Origin of the sequence: Catellatospora sp. IY07-71 (assembly GCF_018326265.1) — a bacterium.
In the GTDB taxonomy this organism is placed as follows: Bacteria; Actinomycetota; Actinomycetes; order Mycobacteriales; family Micromonosporaceae; genus Catellatospora.
The window spans coordinates 120093-136509 of record NZ_AP023360.1; the positions used below are offsets into that span (position 1 = coordinate 120093).

The window sequence follows — 16417 nt, forward strand, 5'->3', positions numbered from 1 at the left end:
TACGGGCTTGTCCGGAGCCGACGTGATCGAAATCGACCAAGCTGTGCAGAAGCTAGCCCACGGACGGTAATCGAGTACAGACCCAGCGTTGTTTATGCCCGGTCAGGCAAGCCACTTCGGAATCGAAGAGTCCGTTTCCGTGCCTAAGCGGTCGGTCGCCCTGCCTATGTGGTCAGAGCGGACGGGAACGGGTGGCCGGGGCATGGCCCGATCGCCGGGCGTCACGCCGGACGGCGTCGCACGATGTCCGATCATCTGGAGCCCCCTCGACCACCGATCTCCACTCGATCGTGGCCAAGTCTGCGCCCACAACAGCTGCGGGAATGGCCAACATAATGGCCAATGTGGGCTATCGATGCTCGTCAACGGCACGAGCCGTACCGGACCCCTGACGGACAGCGCCGTCAGGAGGCGGCCGGCGCCCAGCGCACCCCGTACACCATGCCCTGGCGCAGGTTGGTGAACGTCCGCTGCACTGCACCCCGGCCGTCCGGCACCAGCCGCTCTGGTTGCGCCTGCTGATGGTCGAGCGCCCGCAGCATCAGCCCGTCGATCAGCCAGACGTGCTCCGGCAGCCGGGCCGGGTCGAACCGGACCTCCAGCTCGAACCGCTCGCACGGCACCAGCGGCTGGAACACGTAGTGCGGCCGCATCCGGCGGCCCGGCGGGATGGTGAAGTCCACCCCGTACTCATGCGTGTCGCCCAGCCGCAGCGTACGCGGCAGCCGGAGGGTCCACTCGAAGTCCACCGGCGAGGTGCGCCGCAGCTCCCCGACCTCCCCGCCGAACCCGCCGCAGATCTCGACATCGCTCTCGGCGGCGTCCGGCTCGGGCTGCGGCACGGTCAGCCGGACCGCGATCCGGTCGAGCCGGTCGACGGTCACCTCCACCGTGCGCCGCTCGTACAGTCGCGGCTGGGCCGCGTCCAGCCGCATGCGGGCGTGGAAGGTGCGCACCACGATGCCGTCGTCGTCGCAGCGGACGCCGGGGGCCGACCGGCCGTGGTGCTCCTCGGCGAGCGCGTCCACCAGCTCACGGATGGCCCGGCGCATCCGGCGGCGGGCGGTGCGGGCCTCGAAGCTGCGCATGCGGGCGAACGCGGTCTCGCGATCCTTCAGCAGGCCCTGATCCGCCCGGGGCAGCAGGGCCAGCGCCGCGAGCGCCGCCTTCTGCAGCTCCTCGTCGTGCAGCAGGCGGCGTACGCACGACCGCACCTTGCTGCGCACGGCTGGCGGCTGGTCGGCGTCCTCGATGCCGAACGCGGCCCGCGCCTGCGGGCCGAGCCGCTCGCGCAGCACGGGATGCAGCATCGCCCGCCCCTTGCACAGCAGGGCCAGCTCCTTCGCCAGCGCGGCGCTCTCGATCGGCACGGCTGGTCTCCCCATCCGGCGCCTCCGGCGCTCCGCTCACCACCGTGAATGTCTCGTCCACTATAGGCAATCCTCCGGCAGGGCGGACCTCCCCGCACGGCTGAACCGCGCACCCCCGTCGCCTGCCCGGACCGCGTCCGGGACTGTCCGGAGTGGCCGCGTTTCCGGCCCGGGGACACCCCGCGGCGGTGTGCTGACCGCGTACCACCGGCCGGGCGCACGGCCCGGTGGCACGCCTGGGAGAAGGGAGGTGACCACCATGGAGTCGCATTGCGTCTCGGGCTGGGGCTGGCTGCTCGGCAAGGTGTTCTCGATGTTCCGCGCTTCCTGCTGACGTGCCCGCGCGACGGGCGTCGCCGGGATCGAGCAGACCCGGAACGCGGCGGGAGGCGCGCGCGAGCCTCCCCCGCTGCCCGGAAGGCGACATTGACTGCCGCCGCGCCGCGGAGTTGGCTGGCAGAGACGGCCGACGACGGAGGGCGCAGCGCAGTGACCAGCGATCCGCCCCTGCCGCCCGACCGGCCCGAGCCCCGGCGTATCGCCACCAAGACCGACTTCGCCCGCGAGCTGACCCTCGCCAAGGACCGCGCCGGGGTGACCGTACGCGAGATCGCCGCGGCCGTCGGCGCCCCGGCCAGCACCATCGGCGGCTACCTCAGCGGCAAGCACCTGCCCGCGCTGCGCCCGGCCGACCAGCTCCCCCGGATCCTGGCCGCCTGCGGCGTGACCGATCAGGGGCAGGTGAACCTGTGGTGGCAGGCGCTGCGACGGGCCCGCCGGGCCGGCGGCGACCAGACCTCCCCCACGTCTCCGGCCGGGCCGCCCGTCCCGGTGCCGCCGGACACCGCCCCGGCCCGGCCCGACGGGCGCCGCGTGCTCGTCTCGACCAGGCCGCCGGTGGACCGGCTCACCCGGGGGCCCGAGGTGCGCGGCCGCCAGGAGGTGACCGAGCGGCTGCGCCGCGACCTCGACGCGCTCGCCGGGCAGCGGGCCGCCCTCGCCGCCGACGTGCTGGTCCTGTGCGGGCTCGGCGGCTCCGGGAAGAGCACCGTCGCGCTGCTCGCCGCCCGGATGGCGGCCGAACGCGGCATCCCGGCCTGGTGGGTGTCCGGACAGGACCCGGACACCGTCATGGCCGGCATGCAGGCGCTGTCCGCCGAGCTGGGCGCCGACCCGGACCAGATCAAGGCGGGCAGCCCGCCCGATCTCGTATGGCGGCTGCTGGAGGCGTACCCGGGACCGTGGCTGCTGGTCCTCGACAACGCCGACGACCCGCCCGGGACACTGGCCCTGCCCGGCGCGGCGGTGAGCGACGGCAACGGCTGGATGCGTTCCGTCCGCACCGGACGGGGCCTGGTGCTGGTCACCACCCGGGACGGCAGTGTGGGCACCTGGGGCGATCCGCTGCCCCCGTGGCTGGAGCTGATCCCCGTACGGCCGCTGGACGCCGCCGACGCGGCCCGGGTGCTCATGGATCTCGCCGGGCCGGGAGCGGGCACGGACGAGCAGGCCCGGGACCTCGCCGCACGGCTGGGCGGGCTGCCGCTGGCGCTGTGCCTGGCCGGGCGGCACGTCGCCGAGGTGGCCGCGATCCCCGCCGCGTTCGCCGGGCCGCGGGCCGCGCGCACCTTCACCGACTACGACCGCGCGCTGGACGAGGGCCGCCATGCCGAGGTGCTGGCCCGCACCGGGCCGCCCGGCGACGGCCCGGCCGGGGACGCGGTGGGCCGCACCTGGGAGCTGTCGCTGGACCTGCTGGCCGGACGCGGCCAGCCGACCGCCCGGCCGCTGCTGCGCGTGCTGTCCTGCCTTGGCCCGGCGCCCGTGCCGTGCGGGCTGCTGCTGCGCCCCGCCACGCTGGCGCTGTCCCCGCTGTTCGGGCCGGTGTCGGGGCGTGAGGTCTGGGAGACGCTGCGGGCGCTGGCCGGCCTCGGCATCGTCGAGCCCGCCGGCCCCGGCACGACCGACGTCGTCGTGGTGCACCAGCTCGTCCGGGACATGTCCCGGCGCGCGCCGGACGTGCGGGACCGGATCGGCGAGCATCTCGCCCTGGTCACCGAGCTGGTGGTGGGCGCGGCCACCGAACTCGACCCGCGCGACCCGGCCACCTGGGAGCAGTGGCGGTCGCTGGTCGACCACACCTTCAGCCCGCTGGACCTGGTGCTCGGCTTCGGCATCAGCCCGCGCGCGGTGCCGCCAGGCGTGCTGACCGCCGCCACGCTCGCCGCCCGCTACCTGCGCGCCTCCGGGCAGCCCGCCCGCGCCGAGGCCGCGTACGCCCGGCTGGTGCGCCTGGGCGTCGCCGCGCTCGGCGAGCACGACCCCCGGGTGCTGGAGGTGCAGCACGACCTCAGCCGGGTCTGGTACGACCTGGGGCGGCTCGGCGACGCGAGCCGCGGCCTGCGCACGGTGCTGCGGGCGCGCTCGCAGACGCTCGGCCCGGCGCACCCCGACACCCTCACCACCCAGCACTACCTGGGCCGGGCGCTGCGCGACGCCGGGCAGCTCGACGCCGCCTGGCGGCTGTTCCGCAAGACGCTGGACGCGCGGCGGGCCGTGCTCGGCGAGGACCACCCGGACACCCTGACCAGCCGCAACAACGCCGCCGACGCGCTGCGCGCGCTGGGCCGCCACGAGCAGGCGGGCCGCGAGCTGGCGTCGGTGCTGGCGGCCCGCACCCGGCTGCTCGGCGCGGAGCACCCGGCGACGCTGGTCACCCGCTACCACCTCGCGCGCCTCGCGCACGACCGGGACGATCTGGCCGGCGCGCGGGCGGCGCTGCGCGCGCTGGTGGACGACTACCTGCGGGTGCTCGGGCCCGAGCATCCGCGCACCCTGCTCAGCCGCCAGGCGCTGATCGAGGTGCGGCACGACCTGGGCGAGCGCGAACAGGCCCTGGCCGAGGCCCGCGAGCTGCTGGCGCAGCGGCGCCGGCTGCTCGGCGACCGGCATCCGGCGGTGCTGGTCACCCGGCACCGGATCGGGCTGCTGCTGGTCGACCTCGGCGCGTACGCCGCGGCGGAGGCGGAGCTGGCCGAGGTGCTGGCCGCGCGGCGGCTCGTGCTCGGCCCGCGGCACCCGGAGACGGCGCTGGCCCGGGCCTCGCTCAGCGCCGTCCGTGCACGTCACCGCTGACCTGTCGGAACGGTTGGCGTCCGTCGTTGTCGGACAGTTGCTTTCCGCGTGCCGCCAGATAGCACAGACTGCGTCGGGAAGGTCACCGTCAGCGAAGGGATTCCTGATGAAACTCCGCGCCGTCCTGTGTGCCGCCGTGCTGGCCGCCACCGCCACCGCCGTCGGTCTCGAACCGGCCGCCGCCGCGCCCGCCGTGCCCGCCGCGCGGGCCGCCGTCGCGCCCACCGCCTCCGCCCACCCGTCCCGCGGCCTGGACGCCTACACGTACGTCATCGTCAAGGGCAGCGGCCTGCCGCCGAACACCCTCGTCCGCGTCGTGCAGTGCGACCAGCCGTCGTCCGAGGTGGACGGCGACGTCCTCGGCTGCCCGGTGCTGCGTACGGGAAGCACCGGCGAGGCGGGCACGTACAACGACTCGTTCTACCCGTTCCCGCTGGTCTACCGCAGCCTGGAGTACGGCGACCCGGTGCCCGTGTACTGCCGCGCCGACATCTGCCGCTACTACCTGGAGTGGACCGACCCGCTGACCGGTGAGCTGCGCTCGGTGCCGAGCAGCCTGCTCTACTTCGTCGGGGCCCCGGCGACCATCGCGCTCTCGCAGGCCACCGGGCTGACCGACGGGCAGCAGGTGATCGTCACCGGCTCGGCGAAGGGCTCCCAGGGCCGCTACGTCACCATCGTGCAGGCGCGCTGCTACCAGCTGGTCCAGGGCAGCGGCTGCAGCGGGCAGCTGCCGCTGGTGTCGGTGCCCCTGCGCCACAACGACACCTTCCGGGTGAAGGTGCCGGTGTACCGCTACCTGGCCGACCTCACTGACTGCCGGGACGAGTTCTTCCCCTGCCGGCTGATCGCGGTGGTCCTGGACACCGACGGCCGCCCCGACGACACGTTCGGGGTCAGCTCGCTCGGCGACCCCGGCGTCGTGGTGACCTTCGCGCCCTGACCCTCCCGCCCTGCCCGGTCAGGCGTTGCACAGCCGCTGGTGGGCGTACTCGTTCGCGCCTGCGGCGCAGCGGTACGGCGTGCCCATGATCTGGCGCAGGTGCGGGGTGAGCGGGACCAGCTCGATGACGCCGGGTGCGAACACGCGCAGCCGGTAGCCGTCCCCCGCGACGGGCAGCCCCTCCAGGCTGTCCGGCACCACCACCGCCCCGCTGCCGTCGGTGTACCGGAAACCGGTGTAGACCAGCTCCGGCTCGCCCTTGCTGAGGTCGGCGCGCAGCGTGGCGGTAGCGACGCAGTCGATCCCGGCGGACAGGCCCCGGCACGGCCCCAGCCGGAGGATCTCGGTGGCGCCGTCCGGCCCGATGGTCAGCTCGGAACCGTGCGCCCGCCAGGTGCCGGTGTAAGGCGCGAGGGTGGTCGGGGCGGGCGTGCGGCCCACCATGGTCGGCGCCGGGCCCACCGGCGTCCGGCCCACCTCGGTCGGCGAGCCGGAGGGCTCGGTCGGCCAGGTCGGAGCGTGGCGGGCCGGGGCGGCCGCGCGCGGTGGCCTGGGCACGGCGCCGGTGTCGCCGGTGCCCGGATCACGCAGCACGACGGACATCACGGTGAGCCAGATACCGAGCGCCATGACGGCGCTCGCGGCGGTCAGCGGCTGACGCACCCGCACCCGTACCTCCCCGCGCTCCCGAGCCAGCCTTGCGGCATTTGACCCTATTTCATGCCCGCGAAGCGCGGCCGGGAAACGCGAAGATCGCCGTCCCCGGCCCGGGAACGGCGATCTTCGGAAAGGTCAGGTCTACGGCAGGGGCTCAGCGCACGCCGCGCAGGAAGTTCCAGGCGTCCACGACCCAGTCGATGCTGCTCAGGTAGGACACGCCGGCGGCGACCAGGAACAGGCCGATGAACGCGTGCGACAGCCAGGCGCTGCGCCGGGTCCGGCCCATGATCTTCTCCAGCACCACGCCGCCGACCAGGCGGCTCAGCGCGAACAGGCCCACCGCCACCACCAGCACCAGGAACAGCGCCAGCGTAGCGGTGCCGTGGTCGCCGTCGCCGCCCGCCGAGGCCGCCCACAGGCCCCAGCTGACCAGCAGGAAGATCGCGCCGGCCACGCTCCAGCGGCCGCCCGCCTTCAGCTGGCGCAGGCGCACGTTCAGCGGCACGTCCGGCCGCTTGAGCTGGCCGGACGTGACGATCTGGCCGGGCGCCAGCGTCGGCTCGAAGGAGACGGTCTGCTCCACCTGACGCTGGGCCGGCACCGCGGCCACGCCCGTCCTGAAGTCTTTCTGACCGGGCGTGTTCTGCTGCGGGTGCAGCGCCTCGGTCGGGATCTCCTGCGTACGGTCCAGGCGCAGTTCGTGTGTCGGATCGGTCCCCTCAGTCACGCCGCCATGCTAGTCGGCTCGCACGACACCGCCAGCCGAGTATTCCGGCGCCCGCGCGCACTCGGCTAGCCTGGCGGGATGCAGGAGTACGAGCGCCGGCGGCACCGTGGTCGCTCCGACGACGATGACGACCACGACCTCGAACGCGGCCTGCGCGGCCTGATCGGGCCCGGCGCGTCGCAGATCAGCCTGTCCGCGGCGCTGCGGGCGCGCGACGCCGCCCGGCCCACGGCCGACGACCTGGCCCGCGCCGAGGCCGAGCTGGAGATCGTCCGCCGCGGCTGGGTGCCGCGCGACCCGCTGCGCTGAGCCCGCGAGGTCAGTCGGAAAGCCGTCAGTTCGGCAGCGGCGGCAGCTCGCCCGTCTTCTCGAACAGGGCGACCTGCTCGATCCGCCGGGAGTGCCGGTCCGCCTGCGAGAACGGCGTGCTCAGGAACGCCTCCACGATCGCGGTGGCCTCCTCCAGCGAGTGCTGGCGCGCGCCGATGCCCACCACGTTGGCGTCGTTGTGCTGGCGGCACAGGGTGGCCGTGTCGATGTTCCAGGCCAGCGCGGCCCGCACGCCCGGCACCTTGTTCGCGGCGATCTGCTCGCCGTTGCCGGACCCGCCGATCACCACGCCCAGGCTGCCCGGGTCGGTGACCACGCGGTGCCCCGCGTGCAGGCAGAACGACGGGTAGTCGTCCTCGGCGTCGTAGGCGTGCGCGCCGACGTCGACCACGTCATACCCCTTGGCCTGCAGTTCCGTGAGCAGGTGGGCCTTCAGCTCGAATCCGGCGTGGTCCGCCGCAAGATATACGCGCATGGTCAAAGTCTGCCAGCCGCGTGCCCGGACCCGCGCGGGACCCGGGCACGTGGCGGCGACATCAGGGCAGCTGGGCCACGACCAGGCCGGCGCGGGCCTTGGGGGTGAACCAGGTGCTCTTGCGCGGCATCTTCTGCCGGGCCAGGTTGACCTCGACGAAGTCGTCCACGGTCACCGGGGCGATCAGCACGGCCAGCGCGGCCCGCCCGGCGTCGACCTCACCGGTCAGCCAGGAGGCCGGGTAGTCGCCGCCGACGTAGGTGATCCGCTTGTCGCCGGGCTCCAGGTCCAGCGCCTCGCCGAACAGCACCCGCTCCACCAGCGCGTGGTCGATGTTGTCCACCACCGAGCCGGCCGGGTCCCGGGGCAGGGTGACCGCGTAGGCGCGGCCGCCCGCGTACAGGTGGATCGTGCCGCCCGTGGCGGGCACCTCCGCGGTGCCCTCGCCGACCGTGGCGCCGGCCTTCTCCAGCCGGGCCAGCAGCTCCTCGACGGTGACGTCGAGCTTGTGCACCAGGCGGTTGTAGGGCTGGATCGCCACCGACGCCGGGGTGGTCACCACGGCCAGGAAACGCTCGTAGCCGCCGGTCTGCGCGGCCAGGCTGCGGTGGTTGCCGTCGGCCACCACCAGGTCGCCGCCGCCCGCGAGCGCCCGCAGCGCGTCGGCCTGCGGCCCCGCCGGCAGCGGCCAGATCGCGTGGGTACGCCCCGACGGGTCCACGTCGGTCGCGGCCGGCTCGCCCGCCTGGGCGACCGCCTCGGCCAGCGCCGCGTGCAGCTCGTCGCCGCGGCCGGTCTGCAGCAGCAGCACCGGCGACAGCAGGTGACCGAGCGCCTGGGCCAGGGCCACCCGCTCGCGCACCTTCTCGAGGAACACGTCCTCGTTGCGGATGACCAGGCCGGGCTCGTCGGCGCTGGTGGAGATCTGGTCGGTGTCGACCATGCTCCACAGGCCGTACGCGGTGGCGCCGTCGGGCGCGGTGATGGCGTAGAGCACCACCACGTCCTGCGCGGCGCGGTATGCCCCGGCGTCCTTGGCCTCGGTCAGCCGCGCCACCGCGGCGGGCAGGCTGTCCGTGAAGGAGCTGCCCAGGCTGTCCGGCGCCCGGTGCGGCATCTCGACGGCGAGCGCGCTACGCGGGTTGGCGGCGATGATCTCGGTGATCTCGGCGTCGTCGGCGAACTCGTCGTAGTTCTGCGCGCCGGTGGCCCCGGTGGTCAGCCAGGCCGTGTGAATCGGGTGTACGACTGTCACGCCTGCTCACGCTACCGCCGTCCACCGGCTGGGACGGCGAGGCCCCGCGCGGCGCGCCCCGGAGAACCTGCCCCTGCCTCGGGGGTCGCCGCGGGCGGAAGGTCAGAGCCGGCCGCCCACCAGGAAGCCCGCGGGCGACGCGCCCACCACGACCGGCTCTGCGAGAAAGGCCGTGACCTCGGCGGGCAGGTTCGGCTGCCACGTCGCCCAGCGGCTCTCCTCCACGCTGACGTACGAGGTGCCCAGGCTGTCCGCGACGGCCTGCGCCGGTGCGACCAGCCGCCACGGATCCGCGACGACATCCGCCATGTCTCTCTCCCGACTCATCGGTGAAGCACTGTGTCCCACTTCACCAACGACCCAGCCGCCTCCCGGACGCATGCCTCACGCCGCGGTGTCACTTTCGGGGAAACTGCACGAATCCCGGTCGGCTTAGACGCGGTTTCCCCGAAAGTGCAGCCGTTCACTCGAAGATGGGGCCGAGGTCCCGGGTGCGCTTCAGCTCGTAGAAGCCGGGGGTGCCCGCCACCAGCAGCACGCCGTCGTAGAGGCGGCCGGCGTCCTCGCCCTTGGGGGCCGGGGTGACCACCGGGCCGAAGAAGGCGATGGTCCTGCCCTCCGGGCCGGGGGCGTGGATGACGGGGGTGCCCACGTCGGTGCCGACCGGCTTCATGCCCGCGTTGTGGCTGGCGGTCAGCGCCTCGTCGTACTGGGTCGAGGTGGCGGCGGCGGCCAGCGCCGGGTCGAGGCCCACGTCGGCCAGCGCGGCGGCGTCCAGCTCCGGCCCCAGCTCCTGCTTGTTCAGGTGGATCCGGGTGCCGTACGCCGTGTACAGGTCACGCAGCACCTGCTCGCCGTACTGCTGCGCGGCGGCGACGCACACGCGCACCGGGCCCCAGCCCTTCTCCATCAGGGCGACGTACTGCTCGGGCAGGTCACGGCCGGAGTTCAGCACGGACAGGCTCATCACGTGGAACTCGACGGTCACCGGGCGGACCTTCTCGACCTCCAGCAGCCAGCGCGAGGTCATCCACGCCCAGGGGCAGAGCGGGTCGAACCACATACCGATGGTGGAATTTTCAACTACAGCGGTCATGGGTGAAATCATGACGCGCTGCTCTCACCCGCGCGCGTGACCTTCCCCACGCGCGGCGGGCGACAATGTGAAACAGTTACTTCGCGCCCGCGAGGGTGCCGCAATGGAAGACTGCCCTGGGCAGCGATACTGCCCTCCCCGCTGCTCAGCACCGCAGCCCGACAGGAGTAAAGACGCCGTGACCGGTACGCGCAATCTCACCCAGGCCGAGGCCACCGACAGAGCCCGGCTGCTCGAGGTCAACTCTTACGACATCTCGCTGGACCTGACCGACGGAGCCGGCAACCCCGGCGACGGCACCTTCCGGAGCGTGACCACCGTCAGCTTCACCGCCACCGAGCCCGGTGCGAGCACGTTCATCGAGGTCGCGGCCGGCAAGATCCTGCGCGCCGAGCTCAACGGCCAGGCCGTGGACACCAGCGCCTGGGCCGCCGACAAGGGCCTGGTGCTGACCGGGCTCGCGGAGCAGAACACGCTGGTGGTCGAGGCGGACTTCCCGTTCTCCCAGCAGGGGCAGGGCCTGCACCGCGCGGTCGACCCGGCGGACAAGGAGGTCTACCTCTACAGCCAGTTCGAGACCGCGGACGCGCAGAAGGTCTTCGCCTGCTTCGACCAGCCGGACCTGAAGTCCGTCTACACCTGGCACGCGACCGTCCCCAAGCACTGGAAGGTCGTCTCCAACGCCCCGGTCGAGCAGACCACCACCGAGGGCTACGGCAAGACGGTCCACTTCGCGCAGTCGGCGCGCATGTCCACCTACGTCACCGCGCTGTGCGCCGGGCCGTACCACGAGGTCCGCACCACGCACGACGGCATCGACCTGGGCGTGTTCTGCCGGGCCTCGATGGCCGAGCACCTGGAGGCCGACGAGCTGTTCGAGATCACCACGCAGGGCTTCGACTTCTTCCAGGCCCAGTTCGGCGTGCGCTACCCGCTGCCCAAGTACGACCAGCTGTGGGTGCCCGAGTTCAACGCGGGCGCGATGGAGAACTTCGGCTGCGTGACCCACGCCGACGCGTCGTACATCTTCCGCTCCGAGGTCACCGACTTCGAGCGCGAGCAGCGCGCCAACACGATCCTGCACGAGCTGGCCCACATGTGGTTCGGCGACCTGGTCACCATGCGCTGGTGGGACGACCTGTGGCTGAACGAGTCGTTCGCCGAGTGGGCGTCGCACTGGTGCAACGCCGAGGCCACCCGCTTCTCCGACGCCTGGACCACGTTCCTGTCGCTGCGCAAGAACTGGGGCTACAGCCAGGACCAGCTCTCCAGCACCCACCCGGTGTACTGCGACATGCCCGACGTGTCGGCGGTCGAGGTCAACTTCGACGGCATCACGTACGCCAAGGGCGCCAGCGTGATCAAGCAGCTCGTCGCGTACGTCGGCATCGAGGCCTTCGTGGCCGGCCTGCGCAGCTACTTCAAGCAGCACGCCTGGGGCAACGCCACCTTCGGCGACCTGCTGTCCGCGCTGGAGGAGTCCTCCGGCCGCGAGCTGCGCCCCTTCGCCGCCGCCTGGCTGGAGACCGCTCAGGTCAACACGCTGCGCCCGGTCGTCGAGATCGGCCCGGACGGCGCCTACCAGCGCGTCGCCGTGCAGCAGGAGGCCCCCGCCAGCCACCCGACGCTGCGCCCGCACCGCCTCGCCATCGGCCTCTACGACCTGGTCGACGGCAGCCTGGTGCGCCGCGACCGGATCGAGACCGACGTGGCCGGGGCCGAGACGGAGATCGGGCAGCTCGCCGGCGTACGCGCCGCGGACGTGCTGCTGCTCAACGACGAGGACCTCACCTACGCCAAGCTGCGGCTGGACGACCGCTCGCTGGCCGTCGTGGTCGACAACCTCAGCGGCTTCGACTCCTCCCTGGCCCGCGCGCTGTGCTGGGCCGCCGCCTGGGACATGGTGCGCGACGCCGAGATGGCCGCCCGCGACTACACCGCCCTGGTCACCGGCGCCCTGCCCGGCGAGCGCGACATCAACCTGGTCACCGCCACCCTGCGCCAGGTCCAGACCGTCCTCAGCGTGTACGCCGACCCGGCCTGGGCCCCCACCGGCTGGGGCCGCCTGGCCGACACCGCCCACGCGGCGCTCGCCGTCGCCGAGCCCGGCAGCGGGTTCCAGCTCGCCTGGACCCGCGCCTTCATCAACGCGGCCCGCTCCGCCACCGACCTGGCCGTGCTGCGCGGCTGGCTCGACGGCGACGGCGTGCCCGAGGGCATCACCATCGCGGGCGAGCTGCGCTGGCAGCTCGTGCAGGCGCTGGTCGCCATGGGCGCGCTGGAGCCCGCGGCGATCCAGGCCGAGCACGACGCCGACCGCACCGCCTCCGGCGACATCGGCGCCGCGCTCGCGCACGCCCTCATCCCGACCGCCGAGAACAAGGCCGCGGTATGGGCCGAGCTGACCGGCCCGGCGGCCCTGCCGAACTGGCGCAACCGCGCCTACATCCAGGGCTTCCAGCACACCGCTCAGGTCGAGCTGACCAGGCCGTACACGGCCCGGTTCTTCGCCGACGCGGCCGGGGTGTGGGCGGCCCGGGACAGCGAGCCGGCGCAGGAGTTCGTGATCCTGAACTACCCCGCGCTCGACGTGTCGGACGAGACCGTGGCCGCCGCGCAGGCGTGGCTGGCCGAGGAGGGCCACCCGGCCTCGCTGCGCCGCCTGATGGCCGAGGGCAACGACCGGATGCTGCGTGCCCAGAAGGCCCGCGCCAAGGACGCCGCCTCCGCGTGAGCACGAGCAGAGGGGCCGGACGCGATCGCGTCCGGCCCCTCTTTGCATGTCCTGCTCTTGAAACGACGCCGGAACCCGGCGCCCAGACCGTCAGGAGGCCGGCTTGCCGGCCAGGCCGGTGAGCTGTGCGAGACCGCTGACCAGGCCGCCGGCCAGGTCGCCGCCGCCGAACGCCGCCGCCATGGACAGCGCGGCGAGCTTGCAGTCGCGGTCGGACAGCCGACGGCGCGCCTGCGAACCCGTGACGATCTCCAGCTGGCGCTGGTCCGGCGCGACGGCGAGCAGCACCGACTGCGCCGGGTGGGCGAGGCGGGCGTGCAGCTTCTCCGCGCCCTCGCGCACCGGCTCGGTGATGTCGCCCACGTACACGCTGAAGGTCAGGCCGGTGGTCTCGTCGGCCTTGCGCAGCGCGTCGTCGAGCCGCAGCAGCTGACGGGTCGTGAACGGCCCGTCGAGCACCTCGTGCACCGCCACGTCGTGGCTGTCGTGCTGGTCACCAGCGGTCACTTGCGCCCCCTGTCACATCCACGACCGGCGACAGGTCGCCGGACGCGGTCAGCTCCGCGCGGGCGGCCGCCTCGAGCGCGCCGTGCGCCGCGGCGGGGCCGTCCGATTCGGGCCGGGCGAGGAACCACACCGGCTTGAACTCGTACGGCCGACCCGGACGGTAACGCTTGGCGTTGCGGCCGCCGGCCGCGTACACCAAGGCGAAGATGATGCCGATCACCGCGAGCGGGATGCCCGCATAGATCAACAGATCGGGTAGATCTGGCGTGGACACCTGGAAGCCCCCCGGGCTCGAATCCGATCCCTTACCGTCTCAACGCTAGCGGAGTGAGCGCCGTCACCTGCTCAGGGGTGGTCAAACTGCTGCCGGAAACGACAGCCGCTCGAGTTCGGCGAGCACCGCCGGCCAGGCCCCCGACAGCGGGTCGATGACGGCGAAGTGGGCCGCACCGGGCACCGTGACGAGCCGGCTGCCCGGGTGGGCGGCGGTGTACGCCTCGGCCACCGCGACCGGCACGATCTCGTCGAGCAGGCCGTGCAGCAGCACCGTCGCGCCCGCCGGGGCGGGCAGCCGGGCCGGGTCCAGGTCGGCCCGGGACGCCGCGACGGCGCCCAGGAAGTCGCGCACCGCCCCGTCGTCGAGGTGCAGCTGCTCGGCCAGCCGGAGGTCCGCCACCGGCGCCAGGGCGAGCGTGCCCACCTGCCGGGGCGCCGGGGCCGCGCTCGCCGCCCACAGCGCCAGGTGACCGCCCGCCGAGTGCCCGGCCACGATCACCCGCCCGTCGTGCCCGTCCACCTCGCCCGGCATGGCCGCGAGCGCGCCGGCGACGTCGCGCACGGCGTGCTCGGGCCTGCCGGGCTCGCGGCGGTACTCGATCGAGCACACCGTCCAGCCCGCGTCGCGGATCGCGGCGGCCATCGGGTGGGTGTGCGCGCGGTCGTACTCCGGCCGCCAGAAACCGCCGTGCACCAGCACGACCAGCGGCCGGGCCGCCGCACCCGCGCCGCCGTGCCAGGCGTCGGCCACCTGCTCGGGCAGCGGGCCGTAGCGCACGGTCGCGTCGGGCGCGGGGGCGCTCCGGGAGAGCACCGAGCGGTCCTCCGTCACGCCGCCCGCCCGAGGAAGGTCAGTGCGTTGCCGCCGAGCAGCTTGTCGCGCTGGCCGTCGGTGAGGAAGTCGGACTTGCGCACCACCGCGCCGACCGGGCGCTCGCCCAGCGGGTAGGGGTAGTCGCTGCCCAGCAGGATGCGGTCCTCGCCCATGGTGTCCACCAGCAGCCGCAGGGCGGCCGGGTCGAAGACGACCGTGTCCACGTAGAACCGGTGCGTGTACTCGCTCGGCGGCAGCGCGGACTGCCCGCGTACCACGTCGCCGCGCCGGTGCCAGGCGTTGTCCGCGCGGCCCAGCCAGAACGGGAAGCTGCCGCCGCCGTGCGCGAAGCACAGCCGCAGCGTCTCCGGCACCCGGTCGAACACGCCGCCCAGGATCATGGACAGCACGGACAGGTGCGTCTCGGCGGGCATGCCGGTCAGCCAGCGGGCCATCCACCGGTCCAGGCGCGGCCCGTTCGGCATGTCCCACGGGTGCACGAACACCGGCGCCCCGATCTGCGCGCAGTGCTGCAGGAACTGGATGATGCCCTCATCGTCGAGGTCGCGGTCGCCGACGTGGTTGCCGATCTCGACGCCCGCGTGCCCGTTCGCCATACAGCGGTCCAGCTCGGCGCAGGCCAGGTCGGGGTCCTGCAGCGGCACCTGGCAGAACGGCACCAGCCGGTCTACCCCGCCCGCGCAGACCTCCAGGGCCAGGTCGTTGAAGATCCGGGCCACCTTCATCGCCTGTGCGGCCGGTCGCTCGTACGAGAAGAACACCGGGGTGGGCGAGACCACCTGCACGTCCACCCCGTCGTCGGCCATGTCGGCCAGCCGGGTGGGCGCGTCCCAGCACTGGGCGCCGATGGGGCGGAACTCGCTCTCCCCCACCATGATCATTGCTTCGTGCTCGGAGTCCACCCGCAGCCAGGGCCAGCCGTCGCCGCCGCACGCCGACGACAGCTCCGGCCAGCCCTTCGGCACGACGTGGGTGTGCACGTCGACTACGGGCGCCATCAGCCCTTGCCCGGGTGCAGGGTGCCGCACTTGCCGCAGGTACGCGCCTGCTCGTCGCCGTAGAAGGCGGTGAACACCGGCGGCAGGTCGGCGACGATGTCGCGCACCTGCAGCTCGACCTCGTGCACGATCTCGTGGCAGTTCGGGCAGTACCAGCGGAACTTCTCCAGCGTGCCCTCCTCGCGGACCCGCTCCATGACCAGGCCGATCGAGCCGGCCTCGCGCTGCGGCGAGTGCGGGGTGAGCCGGGGCAGCATCCACATGTGGCCCTCGGGCACGGTGATCGTGCGCGGGCCCTCCGGCGTCATCAGGTTGATCCGCAGGGTGCCCTTGATCTGGTAGAAGAACTCCTCGTACGGGTCCACGTGGAAGTCCGTGCGCTGGTTCGGCCCGCCGACCACCATGACGATGAAGTCGTCGCCGGTCGGGAACATCTGCTTGTTGCCGACCGGCGGCTTGAGCAGGTGCTGGTTCTCCTCGATCCAGCCGGGGAAGCTCACCGGCTCGGTGATCTCGGTCATCACGACTCCTTCTGTGGCAGCAGTGCGACGGCTTGGATCTCGATCAGCAGGTGCGGGTGCGGGAGCTGGTGCACCGCGACCGTGGTGCGGGTCGGCCCGGTGGCGTCGAAGAACTCGCCGTACACCTCGTTGTACCCGCCGAAGTCGTTCATGTTGACCAGGTACGTGGTCACCTGGACCAGGTCGGACAGGTCCGCGCCGACCGAGCGCAGGATGTCGCCGATGTTCTCGATCACGGCGCGGGTCTGCTCGCGGATGTCCAGGCTGGTCGTGCCCATCTCGTCGACCGACGCGCCCGCGATCGTGTTGTCCGGCCGCCGGCTCGACGTCCCGCTCACGAACGCGAACCCACCCGCCACCTTCACGTGCGGGAACCTTCCGCGCGGCGTCGCCTTCCCCGCGACCGTCTTCGCCCCGCTCATACCGCCTCCTCGCTTCCCGCCGCCCGCCCGGGGGCGCTGTGCAGTTTCGGGGAAACTGCAGCTTGCGAGCCGTGGATGCGTGCAGTTTCCCCGAAACTGCACCGGCCCATCCCACAGACGTGAGCGTGGGAGG

At 73.2% G+C, this 16417-nt stretch carries 17 protein-coding genes; 4 read left to right on the top strand and 13 right to left on the bottom strand.

The window, feature by feature from the left end:
• Positions 1-404: 404 nt before the first annotated feature.
• Positions 405-1370 carry a hypothetical protein gene (locus tag CS0771_RS00565; RefSeq protein WP_212839302.1) on the bottom strand — a complete coding sequence of 322 codons (966 nt, stop codon included), beginning with the start codon at positions 1368-1370 and terminating at the stop codon, positions 405-407.
• A gap of 489 nt (positions 1371-1859) precedes the next feature.
• On the opposite strand from CS0771_RS00565, the gene CS0771_RS00570 reads away from it, so the two are divergent.
• Positions 1860-4505, top strand: coding sequence for a tetratricopeptide repeat protein (locus tag CS0771_RS00570; protein ID WP_212839303.1), 2646 nt, complete (start codon positions 1860-1862; stop codon positions 4503-4505).
• A gap of 106 nt (positions 4506-4611) precedes the next feature.
• A complete protein-coding gene (locus tag CS0771_RS00575; protein WP_212839304.1) occupies positions 4612-5448 on the top strand; it encodes a hypothetical protein in 837 nt (278 codons plus the stop codon).
• Positions 5449-5466: 18 nt separating this feature from the next.
• Here the strand turns inward: CS0771_RS00575 and CS0771_RS00580 are convergent, their stop codons facing one another.
• Together CS0771_RS00580 and CS0771_RS00585 are read right to left on the bottom strand one after the other, a co-directional pair.
• On the bottom strand, positions 5467-6117 hold the full coding sequence (locus CS0771_RS00580; RefSeq protein WP_212839305.1) for a hypothetical protein: 651 nt from the start codon (positions 6115-6117) through the stop codon (positions 5467-5469).
• Between the two features lie 142 nt (positions 6118-6259).
• Positions 6260-6835, bottom strand: a complete 576-nt coding sequence (locus tag CS0771_RS00585) for a hypothetical protein (RefSeq protein WP_212839306.1) — start codon at positions 6833-6835, stop codon at positions 6260-6262.
• Between the two features lie 78 nt (positions 6836-6913).
• Here CS0771_RS00585 and CS0771_RS00590 point away from each other — a divergent pair, with 78 nt between their 5' ends.
• A complete protein-coding gene (locus CS0771_RS00590) occupies positions 6914-7144 on the top strand; it encodes a hypothetical protein (protein WP_144121103.1) in 231 nt (76 codons plus the stop codon).
• A 25-nt stretch (positions 7145-7169) separates the two neighbouring features.
• Here the strand turns inward: CS0771_RS00590 and CS0771_RS00595 are convergent, their stop codons facing one another.
• From CS0771_RS00595 to CS0771_RS00610, 4 genes are all read right to left on the bottom strand, one after another.
• The gene (locus CS0771_RS00595; RefSeq protein ID WP_203754390.1) at positions 7170-7640 is read right to left on the bottom strand and encodes a ribose-5-phosphate isomerase; all 471 of its coding nucleotides are present in this window, start codon (positions 7638-7640) and stop codon (positions 7170-7172) included.
• A 61-nt stretch (positions 7641-7701) separates the two neighbouring features.
• Positions 7702-8895 carry a DUF1015 family protein gene (locus tag CS0771_RS00600; RefSeq protein WP_212839307.1) on the bottom strand — a complete coding sequence of 398 codons (1194 nt, stop codon included), beginning with the start codon at positions 8893-8895 and terminating at the stop codon, positions 7702-7704.
• 102 nt (positions 8896-8997) lie between these two features.
• Complete coding sequence (locus CS0771_RS00605; protein WP_212839308.1) at positions 8998-9204, bottom strand: hypothetical protein; 207 nt, start codon at positions 9202-9204, stop codon at positions 8998-9000.
• A 154-nt stretch (positions 9205-9358) separates the two neighbouring features.
• Entirely contained in the window at positions 9359-9991 is a 633-nt protein-coding gene (locus CS0771_RS00610) for a disulfide bond formation protein DsbA (protein ID WP_212839309.1), read from the bottom strand.
• A 178-nt stretch (positions 9992-10169) separates the two neighbouring features.
• Here CS0771_RS00610 and pepN point away from each other — a divergent pair, with 178 nt between their 5' ends.
• Positions 10170-12725: an aminopeptidase N gene (pepN, locus tag CS0771_RS00615; protein WP_244870518.1), complete on the top strand. Its 2556-nt coding sequence runs from the start codon at positions 10170-10172 to the stop codon at positions 12723-12725.
• Positions 12726-12815: 90 nt separating this feature from the next.
• On the opposite strand, the gene CS0771_RS00620 is transcribed toward pepN, so the two are convergent.
• From CS0771_RS00620 to CS0771_RS00645, 6 genes are all read right to left on the bottom strand, one after another.
• Positions 12816-13232, bottom strand: coding sequence for a DUF5130 family protein (locus CS0771_RS00620; RefSeq protein ID WP_212839311.1), 417 nt, complete (start codon positions 13230-13232; stop codon positions 12816-12818).
• A complete protein-coding gene (locus tag CS0771_RS00625; protein ID WP_212839312.1) occupies positions 13219-13506 on the bottom strand; it encodes a hypothetical protein in 288 nt (95 codons plus the stop codon). Before CS0771_RS00625 ends, CS0771_RS00620 begins: the two co-directional genes overlap by 14 nt.
• Before the next feature lie 81 nt (positions 13507-13587).
• Positions 13588-14322 (bottom strand): alpha/beta hydrolase, encoded by a 735-nt coding sequence (locus CS0771_RS00630; RefSeq protein ID WP_244870519.1) that lies wholly within the window; start codon positions 14320-14322, stop codon positions 13588-13590.
• A gap of 14 nt (positions 14323-14336) precedes the next feature.
• Complete coding sequence (locus CS0771_RS00635) at positions 14337-15344, bottom strand: amidohydrolase family protein (protein WP_212845526.1); 1008 nt, start codon at positions 15342-15344, stop codon at positions 14337-14339.
• Positions 15341-15862: a 3-hydroxyanthranilate 3,4-dioxygenase gene (locus CS0771_RS00640; protein WP_212839314.1), complete on the bottom strand. Its 522-nt coding sequence runs from the start codon at positions 15860-15862 to the stop codon at positions 15341-15343. The genes CS0771_RS00635 and CS0771_RS00640 overlap by 4 nt, the downstream gene beginning before the upstream one ends.
• Positions 15862-16284, bottom strand: coding sequence for a RidA family protein (locus CS0771_RS00645; RefSeq protein ID WP_212839315.1), 423 nt, complete (start codon positions 16282-16284; stop codon positions 15862-15864). The genes CS0771_RS00640 and CS0771_RS00645 overlap by 1 nt, the downstream gene beginning before the upstream one ends.
• Positions 16285-16417: the final 133 nt, after the last annotated feature.